Raw genomic sequence first — 12,979 nt, 5'->3', positions numbered from 1 at the left:
TACCAACACGAAGAAAGTTCAAAGTGGTCAAAGAAATGTCTGCAGGAACTTATTCTCTCCAATTGTTATGTCAGGTAATGAAAATGCCACGATGCTGACAACTGCCACAGAGAATAGAAGTGCTTTTCTGAGAAGTGCTAAGACGAAATAAGTTTTATTCAACACCTCTGATCTATGTATGAAGGGGTGTTTTTTGATTTTATAAAATGAGTGTGAGAGCAGTTTTTAGTAAAGAGCTATTTTATAAAATGTACTAACTAATCTATGTACTAAATTTTCATTGTAATAAAAATACATTGGCACTAAGGGGTGAAACTCCTTCACAAAATCCTATTATAAAAGCTTGCACTACATCATTCTGTGCTTCAAGAAGCTCAGATGAATGATTTTTAGGTGAGTTTACTAATGATGAAACCTGGACTGGATACATGAAAATAAAAACCGAAATGTGTTCTTCAGGATGCTTTGAAGGTAAAGAATGATGAATAATCGTATCGATTCTGTTTATTGATTTTAAGATTCTGTAAATTTGATTGAATGGGGATTTCACCATTGTATAATGACTTGGCAGTTTGGATTTTACATAACTAATGCGATAAGGAGGAAAGTGAAATGAAGAAAATTGCGTTTGCTGTTTTGATGTCACTTCTCGTTTTTATCAGCTTAGTTCCAACAGTTGATGCTGCTGTCATTGATCATGACAAAGTAGTAGGTTTCGATGAAGTTGCCCCAACTACTATTTCTCAAAAAGCCGAAAAAAAGTTCCAGCCGTATTTGAAGGTTTATAGCGGCTGTGTACCCTTTCCGGCAGTAGATGCACAAGGCAATACAAGTGGCGGGTTACAGCCGACGGGAGCGCCTGAAGGAGATTGCAGCAAACATACCGGACAAGTTTATTCACGTTCAACTTGGTACAATGGCGTGTGGGCAATCATGTATTCTTGGTATTTTCCAAAGGATGAGGCTTCTCCAAGGTTGGGGCATAGACATGACTGGGAAGGAATTGTAGTTTGGGTCGAGGGTCGACAATCCGTCTAATCAAAATCCAAAAGTTTTATCTATCGCATACTCCGGGCACGGAAAATTCACGAATGTTCAGTCAAATGAAAGAAATATGAAGGATACACATCCGTTAATTGCATACAACAGCACATGGCCCTTAAACCATGAATTGCATATTAGTGATCAAGTAGGAGGCACTCAGCCATTAATTGGGTGGGAAAACTTAACACCGGCGGCGAGGAATGCTTTGAATACAACGGATTTCAGTAAAGCAAATGTCCCTTTTAATGATCCTAATTTCATGAATCATTTAGAAAAGGCATGGTTTAGATAAATTCATAATGTATCATGCTGGATTAGTCAGTAGATTAATACGGCATTTTCATAACAAGATGCAGGAATAGTTTAAAAGACTTATTGTTAAAGCTTATATTGGTCAGGATTGTGGGGATGGTAAAGTTAAAGATTTATACGGTTATCAGTTGATGAGTTGTACGAATTCTAATAAAAGATTGAATGTAAAGGCCGGTTTGAAACTTGGCCTTTTTGTAATGAGTTGGAGTCTCAAGAATACAATGAACAAGCAAAAAAGAAAGTGTCTCTGGTAGACAACCGGAACCAAATCAGAAGGCAATGTGGGTTTGAAATTATAACAGCAATTCTACATATAGAAACTGTTTTTTTGTATCAGCCCTTTAAATGATGCGGAGAGTTATTGATTTGTTAAAATAAAGATATAGTCACGTTAACTTATTGCGAAAGGGGAATGTTTATGTCCAAGACAGCGATAGTTACAGGTTCAGCAGGCGGATTAGGGAGAGGCATCGCAGAAAGACTATGTAAAGATGGTTTTCGTGTAGTGCTGCATGATATCAATGGAGCACTGCTGAATGAAACGGTTTCAGATTTCAAAGAGAAACACTTTCATGTGATTGGGGTTAGAGGGGATGTATCGAAGCGTGAAGACCAATTCAATTTGGTTAAAGAAGCAGCAGATCAGTTTGGCCGCTTAGATGTTTTTGTAAACAATGCGGGTATTGAAGCTGTTTCTCCATTTTTGGAAATCACAGAAGAACAACTAAATAGATTGTTTCAGGTTAACGTGAATGGAGTTGTCTTTGGCACTCAAGCAGCCGCTGATCAGTTCATGAAACAAAAAACAAAGGGGAAAATCATTAACGCATGCAGTATAGCTGGTCACGAGTCATTTGAAATGCTGGGCACATATTCAGCGACGAAGCATGCGGTGAAGTCTTTTACACATACAGCTGCTAAAGAGCTGGCAAAGTATAAAATAACGGTGAATGCTTATTGCCCCGGAGTCGCAAAAACAAAAATGTGGGACAGAATTGATGAAGAAATGGCAAAACATAGTGATGATCTGCAGCCAGGGGAAGCTTTTGAAAAATTTTCTTCGGAAATAGCCCTGAAAAGATATCAAACCCCCGAGGATGTTGCTAATCTGGTATCATTCTTAGCTTCAGATGCCTCTGATTACATTACCGGTCAAGCCATATTAACTGATGGCGGTCTAGTTTATAGATGATAAAAAACTAAATGATATGTAAATAGAAAAAAGATTTTGAAACTTTGTATTTATCCGATTCGATTTATTCTTTTTACTTGCGATAAACTGGTATAATAAGAAAATTGATTGAGAAGTGATTGTGAAAAAGACAATACACTTTTTGATAAGAATGGTTAGACCGGCTCTGGGCTTGATGAAGTGCAACAAGATCGGCCTATAAGTAAAAAAGAGGCTCGGCGTTTTTTACGCAGGCCTCTTTTGTGTCAGTAGCCAAATACCAGTGTTGTGCTCTGTGATCCGGCATATTTCGTGACAAATTCTTTTGTATACTGCGGCGTTTGGACACGGTAGCTATAGTTAGATCCGGGATTCCAGGAAGTCAGCGGAGAGGTTTGCTTGTTTAAAGACGGGTAGCTGCCTGTATCCTTGAAATAGCCAGTGCCCTTGTCATCGAGGATTCCGCCTTTTTCACTGCCTTTCCCAAAGTAGTTATATTCGGAATATATTTTTGCTTTTGTGGCAATGGTAATCGCTTGGTTAAAGTTGTTGCTGTAATTGTTTTTAACATGAAAGTATCCGTATCTCATGAGGCCCGGGCCTCTTACATACAAATTCTCAAAATAATTATTGGCGATTGTCATGTGGGGATAGCCGTCATATTGATGCTGTGAATCGTCAGGGTATCCCAAAATCAAACCGTATTTATGATTCGCGAATTTTGAGTTGCTGATCGTGATATAATCTGCTGATTTACCGATATACAGGAGCTTGTCCAAATCACTTCCGCTTGCGCTATAGCTGTGGCCCGAAAATGTGACGTGGTCAATCCAATAGTTGATGCCGGAATCTAAATAAAGCTGGATATCATTATTTCCGTTAATCTGCGGACTGTGTTCAAACGTCAGATTTTGAAAAATGACGTTTCCAGAAGCAGATGAAGTTGTTAAATAAATATTTTTCAGCGTTTTTTTCGCGTAAGAGCCTACGAGTGTTTTATTTGAGCCAATGGTGACTGTTGTTTTCGAAGATGCGGAAAGATCATTCTGAAGAACTAAAATTTTCGGAGTTGATCCTCCTAGATGGTTTTTTAAATCATTAACGTTTTGAATGTAAACAATCTGGCCGTTTTTTCCGCCCGTTGTGCTCGCTTTAGAAATGCCTTTTTCATTTTTAGCATTTCCGGCAAATCCTAAAAGGCCATTCGTTGAGGTGTTTGGAAAATCGACAGCTCCAAACGCTTTTCCAGGCAAGAGAACCAAAAACAAACTAAACACGGCGAACCATAAACAAAATCGTTTCAGCATAATTTGCCCCTTTCAATTAATAAATTTCCTTGCGGAGATTATTATTACAGTTAATGGAATGGAATAATAGGTTCTATCTTCCTAATTAAATCCGGGTTATTTCAAAATAAACAGATTTCGTTAAAAGACATACTTGAAATTAGAAGAAGGGATTGATACACCGTTGACTGCAGCAGCTTATCGAAACACCTTGCTTTCACTTTTATGTTTAACAGCTGGAATCGTGGATGTAATCGGGTATTTAAGTTTGGGACATGTTTTCACAGCGAATATGACTGGAAATATTGTATTGTTGGGGTTAGCGATCGGCAAATCCCTTGAGGTCACAGTTTTTAATTCTTTGACCGCGCTAATCGGATTTATATGTGGCGTGATTATTTCAACACTGATGGTCGGAAAGGCAGAAAATACCCTGTGGCCTACTGCGGTGACAAAAGCGCTTGCGCTTGAAGCATTCATTTTGTTTGTCTTTGCTTGTCTTTCTTTTTATTCGGCTTTTGTTCCTGTATACATCCTTATTATTCTCATGAGCATATCGATGGGGATTCAAACAATAGCAGCTAAAAAGCTGGGGATCGCAGGTATTTCTTCAACTGTGTTGACCGGAACACTGGCTTCTCTTTTAGAGGATTTGTCCGGCCGTTTGTTTTTTAAGAAGCAGAAGAAGACATTTTTAAGAGATGCTGTGTTAAGAGCGCTGGCTATTATCTTATATTGTGTGGGGGCTATTATTGTAGCTTTCGCTGAGCCTGATTTTTATGACATCATTATTTGGGTTCCGATCGTGCTGATATTTGGCATCATGATGACAGCTAAGTTGAAACTGAGCGGGGAAAAATAACTTTTCCTCATACTGTTATCGAGCCAAAAACGCGTTTCATGTCCTTTATTGCTATGCGAATTTTGCTCAGTAAATAAAATAAGAAATTCGGCTGATGTGCATACTCATTCATTCGTATTGGTTTTTTTCATAAAACGCTTCCTTTGATATAGGAATGATAGTGATTATGTATGAAAACCATCTATGAATCTATTTCCTCTTTCAAACCAGATGGATTGAGTCTTATAATGATAATGATTCTCATTTAAAGTCTGGATTGAGGAGGTCATGTATGAAAAAGAAAATCAGTGCATTTGTTGGCGTGATTTTGTTGATGATCCTTTGTTTTTCCCCGCAAGCTTCGGCAGCATACGACGACCAACATGAAGGCTATGCAACGTATACAGGGTCGGGTTATTCAGGAGGAGCTTTCCTGCTGGATCCCATTCCTTCCGATATGGAGATTGCTGCAATCAATCCGGCAGATCTCAATTACGGGGGAGTGAAAGCGGCACTCGCAGGCTCTTATTTGGAAGTCGAGGGGCCAAAAGGAAAAACAATGGTCTACGTTACCGATCTGTATCCTGAAGGCGCTCAGGGAGCTCTTGATCTGTCACCTAATGCTTTCCGTAAAATCGGCAATATGAAAGATGGAAAAATCAATATCAAATGGCGTGTTGTCAAAGCCCCAATCACAGGGAATTTCACGTACAGGATCAAAGAAGGAAGCAGCAGGTGGTGGGCTGCAATCCAAGTCAGAAATCACAAGTATCCTGTTATGAAAATGGAATATGCTAAAGATGGAAAGTGGATCAACATGGAAAAAATGGACTATAACCATTTTGTCAGTACCAATGTAGGGACAGGCTCTCTCAAAGTCAGAATGACGGACATCCGCGGAAAGGTTGTGAAAGACACCATTCCGAAGCTGCCTGTAAGCGGAACGTCCAATGCATATACAGTGCCGGGCCATGTACAGTTTCCTGAATGAAAAATACGAAACAGCGGACCTTTTCCCGCTGTTTTTTCATTTTTAAATAGTTATCAATCCTCAGCATCTGGATATAAAAATTTTTTAATCATGTTTACTTGCTGCTGCATTGGATAACTGGTATACAGTCTGCTTGAAATCCGAATAGGATCTCCGAAAAAGTATCTTTCGTAGTGAGTTTGCCTTGTTCCGAATGAACTCATGGTTAAATCCCACGCCAAACGGAAAATTTTCACACGCTCTTCAGCATTTGCATTGGTTGCTTGGAGGTATTGGTCAAGATCTTCCCGTATCTCTGAGTTAAACGCATTTTCTGTCGGCAGCGTCACCATTCGCTAGCGCCAATTAATTGAATGATTTCCGTTAATCGGGGATATAGAGTAGAAGTGACCGTACTGACGACTTGAAGCGGGATCAAACTGGGACGCATATAGCCGCACTCATCTAACTGAGCGTCATTTTCTGATTTGTCAATGAGTGCTTTAATGGTTTCCAATCCCACAATGATCTCAGAGAGTTTTTCTTGTATATGCTGATATTCAGAAACATTAATAGTCTCGACCAGCAGCTGCGCGACTCCTAATAGAAATTCAATTTTGATCATTTGCCTAATGGCAACCTGGTGAAAGGTAAAGGCATGAAAGGAGCTTTTTGTCATAAAATCTTTAGCTGCTTCCACATTATCATAAAAAAACACACGATCCCATGGCACTAACACGTGATCAAAAACAACGATTGAATCCATTTCTTCATATCTTGAGCTTAAGGGATGATTAAAGGCAGATTCGCTTACTACAAATGATTCTCGTGTGATGAATTTAAGGCCTTTTGTATTAGAGGGTATCGAAAAAGCATAAGCTTCATCCGTTTCAAAGAAAAATTTAGGTGCCGAAAAAACCAGAATTTCATCTGTTAACCCGCCTTGGGTTGCAAGAAGACGTGCGCCTTGTATGATTAATCCTTTTTCGGTTCTATCGATGACTTTAGCAGATATCGGTTTTTCGCTGATCCCTAAATAAGACTGTGACCGGTTCACTTGGGGCGTAATGAAGGTATGGGTAAAGGAAAGATCATGCTTAGCAGCTTGCTTATACACGTCTAGTATATGTTCCGGAAAGCAATTCTCTTTATCTCTTAAAAGCTCTGCTGAAGATGCAAAGCTCATCATAACTGTATTCATGTAATCAGGACTTCTCCCCATCATCCCGTGAGTATGTCTGGCCCAATGTTCAATCATGTTCCTTCTTTTTCTCAAATCACTCTTGGTTTTAGGCTGAAGGTAAGAGAGGCCGATAGGATCATGTTCTCCAGGAAGGCAATAAGTCATTTCATTCATGACCTCATCCTTCGTTTGCAAATCATAAAGCGAACTTTTCGTTCTGATGATCCCTTTAAATGCAGGATGATCGGAAATATGACTCGCTATTTTTTCGCCATCATACTATACTTCGTTTTCTAGTTTATTCAATCGGTCAATGAATTCCTTTCCATTGATGATCCCCATTTGACGTTTCCTCCTTCAAATAGCTGTGTATTGTCATTATATTTTCGAAAGAACAGCCTGTTCAGTCTATTTGAAATCGGAAAAGCCTTTTTTAGTATGCCTGAATAAAAGCAGCGAAAAAGAACAATTTGAAATACCTAAGTAGACAAGGCAGCAGATGTCTCGCACGGTTTTTCTGCAATGTCCAGATATGCAAATAATTGGATTGTTCATCATGCTGATAGCACTATAAACTTTATTAAACCTGTCGATATTATTGACATGGGTGTAAGCGAATTACACTCAAACGCTTAAACATTACATAGTGCAGAAAGGGAATCGACACATGAAAGTGAAAACAAAATTGCTGGGGATTATATCAATATTAGTTATTTCAATCATTGGAATTGGAGGCTCCTCAGTTTTTATGATTTCTTCTACTGTGAAAAAGAATGAAGAACTTAAAGACAAAATGGAATTCCAAAAAGAAATGAAACACATCCAATATCGATTGACCGGTTTATCAAATGATGAGAGAGGCTTTCTGATTACCGGTGATAAAGAATATGACGAGGGAATGAAGGAAAAAGCAGACGATGTCTTAAAGAGCCTTGATCGGGTCAATGACTTGGTTGATGAAGAGAATTATCAATCAAATATTGAAGACATTAAGACAAGTTTCACGCAGTATAGAGCTTTAAATCAGCAAGTGGTAAAAGCCTACTCTTCGGATCCTAAAAAAGCAGAAACCATCCATTTTGGAGAAGAAAGAACGTTAAGAAAAGAAGTGGTAGATCCGGCTGTCGACAAGCTTTCTGACCATCTGGATCAAGAGGTCGAGGATCTAAAAGGTGAAATACGCGCCAATGGGGAAATGAGTCAATGGTTTATCAGCATTGTCACAGGGATATCAATTATGTTAGGCATTGTTTTAAGTTTATTGCTGTTAAAGTCTATTATGGTGCCATTGAGAAGCATGAATAAGCAGCTGGAGGAAATTGCTCACGGAGACGCTGATTTAACTAAAAAAGTCATTGTGAAAAATAAAGACGAATTTGGTCAGCTTGCTCAATCTTTCAATTCTTTTACCCAATCATTAACACAAATTGTGAAGCAGATCAGCAGTTCATCTGAACAAGTTGCCGCATCTTCCGAAGAATTATCGGCAAGCGCGGAAGAATCAAAATCAACTTCTGAGCATATTTCCGGAGCCATGCAGATGGCTGCCGACAGCAATGTAAAACAAAGCTCAATGACAGAAAAAAGTGCGGAATCCATTAGTGAATTATTAGACAGTCTCTCATCTGTTGCTTCAAATACAGGTAACATAGCGGATCTTTCTACTTCAATGAGAGATAAAGCTGAAATAGGGTCTAAATCCGTTAACAAAATGTTAGAGCAGATGAAGTTCATTGATACATCTGTAGATTCAGCCGGCAATGGTTTGCAGGCATTGGTATCAAGCACAGCAGAAATCAGTGATATTTCTTCGCTTATCACAAATATATCCGAGCAGACAAATTTGTTGGCCTTGAATGCAGCGATCGAGGCGGCCAGAGCCGGAGAGCAAGGAAAAGGTTTTGCTGTGGTGGCCGAAGAAGTTCGGAAATTGGCCGATGAAACAAATAAATCTGCCAATCACATCCAATCGGTGGTAACAACCATCCAAAATGAATCGGTTGAAACGGTGAATAATATCAAGGTTGTTCAAGAAAATGTAAGCTCAGGTATTGTTCTTTCTCAAGAGACAACAGGGAATATCAATGAAATATTGAACCTTGTGGAACAAGTCGCTTCGCAAATACAAGAAGTGGCAGCGGCAACTCAACAGCTTACATCCGGCGTTGAAGTGATTCAGCATACAGTTCATACATTGGCCGCTGGCACAAAGGAAACGTCAGCAAATACAGAAGCGGTTGCGAAGTCATCACAGGAACAGCTCAATTCAATGGAGGAAATCTCCTATGCTGCTGAATCTCTATCCCAGTTGGCGGAAGAACTTCAAACCGTCATTAATCGTTTTAAATATTAATTAGGTTGCATTTCTTTAAACCCCATCTTATTCGGTGGGGTTTTATGTTTATGAGGGAGTGATTTGGGGATCGTCATTTTCATGGTGATTGTTTCTTCAAACGGAGCTGACTTGCTTTTTAAAGTTAGCTCCGTTTGAATGACTAGTCCAAATTTTGATCAATAGTTCCTTCAAAATAGTCATCACTGACTTGTTCATGAGTTTCAGCCAATCCTTTTTCCAATTGCGTGGTTCCTTTATAATCGGAAGGTTCGAAAAATCTTCCAGCAACTTCCGTGGTGTCATTTATGTTTTCTTTATTATGAGTGTGGTTTTCAGTTTTTACATTCTCTGTCTTATCACCTGCGTTTAAAGACTGCTGAAAATCATACTCCTTGTCTAATGAAGAATATCTTTTGTAGTCGTCCGGTCTGTCTGCTCCATTTTTTTGCGTCACTTTACTCACTCCAGATTGTTGAAATTTTATCGTGTCATACGGGATTCATGCAAAAACTTATCTTGTTCTTTTAGGATCAGAACCATGTTTTTTAGGATCATCTGCTTTAAAAGCTGTCTCAGTCTCATGGTCATTTCTTATTTGTTCAATACTTGAATTTTGAATTCCTTTTTTACTCATTGTTTTCACCCCTTTATGAAAAATGTTGAATGATTAACTCTTCTTATTCTGTCTGTTAGGTATGTATTCATTCGCTTTTTTTCGTTGACTCTTTCTCATTTAGGCAAGAGAGTCAATTTCATGCCAGTCGTATTTTTTAATATAGGCAAAGGTCATTTATGAAACCTTTCGTTAGTACTGTAGATGAATAGGCTGTATAAAGGTGGGGAACTGCTGAGTAATAGAAGGAGAAAAAAAGAACAAAAACGCATCATATCATTTTGTGACGTCAGGGCTATCCAGCCTTTCCTTTAGTTTGTTTTTCGGATTTTATTTTTTCATCAGTTATCGCATGCCGATGATTGCCTTATTCACAGGAGCACTTGCTTTATTATATGATTTTTTTCTGTTTGGGATTTTTGCTTTTATCGCTGTATGCATCTGCAGTGATTTACTGGTTTTGGGATTCTCTGATCCTTTATAAACGTGTACAGCTCATCGGTGTCTAAAGTGAATCAGGTTCACATTTTAAAAAGGAGAGACACTGTGTAAAAAATGATATCAATGCCTAAATAAATGTTTTGGTGAGTGGCATTCTTACTTATCATAAGAGGAGAAATTGAAGATAAATATGATGAAAGATGTATGAAATGAGAGAAAGCTGTCTATACAGCTGAACTGAGAAGAGCGTGTCTAATGAATCTCGCTCTCCTCAAGTTTTGTTTTATTCACCCTGATGTTTCTCAACTAATGTGAATGTCCATTCTTTTAACAAATGTTTTTGTACATACCTTTTTCCGTTTACTTCAATGTAAGGAAGGTCTTTCGTGTCTCCAGCTAACTGTTTTGCCTCTGCTGTCGTTATTCCTAAAAAATATCCGATGTAATAGTAAATATCTCGTTCTTTTATAAGCAAGGTATCACTTTTTTCATATGCTTTTGGATGATTCATTTGCTTTAAACCTTCACCGATAAAATATCCAGCCAAAGCAATACCGATTCCTAAAAAAACGTCCATATGCATGCCTCCATTATGTCGATGTTAGGTTATACGAGCTGAGCATACGCCAGGTTTCATTTTTTAACCAAAAAACCGCCAGAATGTGCTCTGACGGTTTCTTTTAAGCCTTTTCTATCTGCACGCGGCCTGAAAAAAAGGTTGCGCCGCCGCCCATATCGGATAAGCGGTCTGGGGTAAGCGCGTTGACGAGTTGTTTTTTCCCCGTTTCATCCGCCCATAATCCTTGGCTGACTACGACACCTGGCAGCACTTGTTCTCCGACTGCAGCGGCCAGTTCACATTCTCCCCGGCTGTTCCAAATTCGTACAGGGTCCCCATCAACGATTCCGTATTTTTCAGCATCAGTTGTGTTAATAAAGAGCTTTGGCGTCTTTTCAAGCTTGATGTGCTTTGCATTGTTGGAAAACGTTGAGTTTAAGAAATTATGGTTTGGCCCCGGAACATACATAAATGGATGTTCGTCATCGCTTGCAAGAGGCGTATGTGTCGGTAAAGCCGGTAAACCGTCTTGCATCATTTTTTCTGAATATAATTCTATTTTTCCGCTTGGAGTCGGAAGTTCGGATGGAAACAGCGGCTTTTCGCGTTTCGCTTTCATAAATGAATGCTTACTTAGTGAATCGTAATCAATCTCCGCCAAATACGGATTATCTGGATGGTCAAGCGCCTGACGGATTAATTCTTCATCTGAATCTTTGAGCTCCTGGTCTGTGAATCCCATTGCTTCAGCCAGTAATCGGAACACCTCAGTGTTTGATTTGCTTTCTCCATATCTCTCAATCACCGGCTGCTGAAGCTGAATGTAATGATGCCAGTAGGAAGTATAAAAATCAGTATTTTCAAAAGCTGATGTCGCAGGCAGTACAATGTCCGCATATGCAGCCGTTTCCGTCAAAAACAAATCATGAACCACAGTAAACAAGTCTTCCCGCAGCAAGCCCTGTCTGACTTTGTTCGCTTCTGGCGCAACAACGGCAGGATTCGTCCCGTAAATAAAAAGAGAGCGAATAGGCGGATCTGGTTCCAAAAGCACTTTGCCAAGCTGATTCATATTAAACGACCTCGGCGTGTGCCCTTTCAGTAAATCAGGCCGCTGCAAGGCATTCGTGTTATATTCTAAAATGCCGCTGTTATGCTTTATTGCGCCGCCCCCTGTGTGGAGCCATTGGCCGGTGATCGCCGGAAGACAGGCAATCGTCCGTACAATCATCCCGCCGTTATCATGATGCTGGAGTCCGTTTCCAATTCTGATAAAAGAAGGGGAGGTTTCGCCGTACATTCTTGACAGCTGGTATATATCGTCGGTGCTCACACCGGTGATCAGCGATACCCTTTCCGGATCATACTGTTTCACGTGTTCACGGAGCTCTTCATAGCCGACCGTGTATTCAGACAAAAACGCTTCATCATGAAGGTTTTCTTTAAATAAAATGTGCATGATGCCAAGGGCCAGTGCGCTGTCGGTTCCGGGTTTTATAGGAATAAACCAATCTGCGAGACGCCCTGTTTGATTTTTATGCACATCAATCACGACAATTTTGGCCCCTTGTTTTCGAGCTTTTTGGGCAATTGTGATTTGGTGCATGTTTGTGCTGACCGCGTTGATTCCCCAAAAAATAAATAGTTTCGTATGAATGGTTTCCTCGGGATCGGTTCCCGCACTTATACCCATTGTATATTTATAGCCCTCAGATCCCGCTTTGCTGCAAATCGTCCGTTCAAGCTGGCTTGAGCCCAGACGATAAAAGAAGCGGCGGTCCATTCCTTCAGCTGTTAATTTTCCCATATTTCCGTAAAAGCTGTAAGGAAGTATGCTTTCAGCTCCCTCTTTATCAATCAGCTGTTTCCAGCGTGAGGTGATGGTATCGATCGCCTCATCCCAAGAAATCGGTTCAAATGTCGCCCCGCCTTTCGCACCTGTTCGTTTGAGCGGTGTCGTCAGCCGCTTTTCATCATAGATGCGCTCCGTCATGTTTCGAACTTTGTTGCATATGTTTCCGGCGGTCACAGGATGATCGGGATCACCTTGCACTTTCACAATTTTTCCGTCTTTTTTATGTATTAACAATCCGCACTGATCCGGGCAGTCCAGCGAGCAAACCGATTTGAAAATGCCGTTTTGTTGTGTGGCGAAAGATTTCATGGCCCAGTTCCTCTCTTAGATATTTTGTAAGAATTATAACATTTCGGATGATAACGTCAA

General features: G+C 39.8%; 10 protein-coding genes and 2 pseudogenes. 6 read left to right on the top strand and 6 right to left on the bottom strand.

From position 1 onward, the window contains the following. Positions 1–612 precede the first annotated feature (612 nt). Both ACY3LV_RS19835 and ACY3LV_RS19830 read left to right on the top strand, forming a co-directional pair. Positions 613–1,336 (top strand): annotated as a pseudogene (locus ACY3LV_RS19835) (NPP1 family protein). 438 nt (positions 1,337–1,774) lie between these two features. Continuing rightward, a complete protein-coding gene (locus tag ACY3LV_RS19830; RefSeq protein WP_148961652.1) occupies positions 1,775–2,548 on the top strand; it encodes an acetoin reductase in 774 nt (257 codons plus the stop codon). A 245-nt stretch (positions 2,549–2,793) separates the two neighbouring features. Here the strand turns inward: ACY3LV_RS19830 and ACY3LV_RS19825 are convergent, their stop codons facing one another. Next, positions 2,794–3,831, bottom strand: coding sequence for a polysaccharide lyase family 1 protein (locus tag ACY3LV_RS19825; RefSeq protein WP_087991916.1), 1,038 nt, complete (start codon positions 3,829–3,831; stop codon positions 2,794–2,796). A 166-nt stretch (positions 3,832–3,997) separates the two neighbouring features. On the opposite strand from ACY3LV_RS19825, the gene ACY3LV_RS19820 reads away from it, so the two are divergent. Both ACY3LV_RS19820 and exlX read left to right on the top strand, forming a co-directional pair. Beyond that, the gene (locus ACY3LV_RS19820) at positions 3,998–4,675 is read left to right on the top strand and encodes a YoaK family protein (protein WP_087991886.1); all 678 of its coding nucleotides are present in this window, start codon (positions 3,998–4,000) and stop codon (positions 4,673–4,675) included. A gap of 271 nt (positions 4,676–4,946) precedes the next feature. Beyond that, positions 4,947–5,645: an expansin ExlX gene (gene exlX, locus ACY3LV_RS19815; protein WP_333560319.1), complete on the top strand. Its 699-nt coding sequence runs from the start codon at positions 4,947–4,949 to the stop codon at positions 5,643–5,645. Between the two features lie 53 nt (positions 5,646–5,698). Here exlX and hpaB read toward each other — a convergent pair. Next, positions 5,699–7,149: pseudogene (gene hpaB, locus ACY3LV_RS19810) on the bottom strand (4-hydroxyphenylacetate 3-monooxygenase, oxygenase component). 325 nt (positions 7,150–7,474) lie between these two features. Between hpaB and ACY3LV_RS19805 the strand changes: the two are divergent. Next, the gene (locus tag ACY3LV_RS19805; RefSeq protein WP_464864377.1) at positions 7,475–9,160 is read left to right on the top strand and encodes a methyl-accepting chemotaxis protein; all 1,686 of its coding nucleotides are present in this window, start codon (positions 7,475–7,477) and stop codon (positions 9,158–9,160) included. 142 nt (positions 9,161–9,302) lie between these two features. On the opposite strand, the gene ACY3LV_RS19800 is transcribed toward ACY3LV_RS19805, so the two are convergent. Both ACY3LV_RS19800 and ACY3LV_RS19795 read right to left on the bottom strand, forming a co-directional pair. Further along, positions 9,303–9,596 carry a YozQ family protein gene (locus ACY3LV_RS19800; protein ID WP_087991890.1) on the bottom strand — a complete coding sequence of 98 codons (294 nt, stop codon included), beginning with the start codon at positions 9,594–9,596 and terminating at the stop codon, positions 9,303–9,305. A gap of 57 nt (positions 9,597–9,653) precedes the next feature. Continuing rightward, the gene (locus ACY3LV_RS19795) at positions 9,654–9,776 is read right to left on the bottom strand and encodes a biofilm-forming protein (protein ID WP_087991891.1); all 123 of its coding nucleotides are present in this window, start codon (positions 9,774–9,776) and stop codon (positions 9,654–9,656) included. A 262-nt stretch (positions 9,777–10,038) separates the two neighbouring features. Here ACY3LV_RS19795 and ACY3LV_RS19790 point away from each other — a divergent pair, with 262 nt between their 5' ends. After that, positions 10,039–10,239 (top strand): UPF0715 family protein, encoded by a 201-nt coding sequence (locus tag ACY3LV_RS19790; RefSeq protein WP_464864376.1) that lies wholly within the window; start codon positions 10,039–10,041, stop codon positions 10,237–10,239. Between the two features lie 240 nt (positions 10,240–10,479). Here ACY3LV_RS19790 and ACY3LV_RS19785 read toward each other — a convergent pair whose 3' ends face one another. Both ACY3LV_RS19785 and ACY3LV_RS19780 read right to left on the bottom strand, forming a co-directional pair. After that, entirely contained in the window at positions 10,480–10,773 is a 294-nt protein-coding gene (locus ACY3LV_RS19785) for a hypothetical protein (protein WP_333560320.1), read from the bottom strand. A gap of 103 nt (positions 10,774–10,876) precedes the next feature. Beyond that, complete coding sequence (locus ACY3LV_RS19780) at positions 10,877–12,919, bottom strand: molybdopterin oxidoreductase family protein (protein ID WP_464864375.1); 2,043 nt, start codon at positions 12,917–12,919, stop codon at positions 10,877–10,879. Positions 12,920–12,979: the final 60 nt, after the last annotated feature.

The organism is Bacillus sp. 11C (assembly GCF_055486375.1).
The sequence above is the reverse complement of the archived record's forward strand: the minus strand, read 5'-3'. Positions and strand labels throughout refer to the sequence as shown.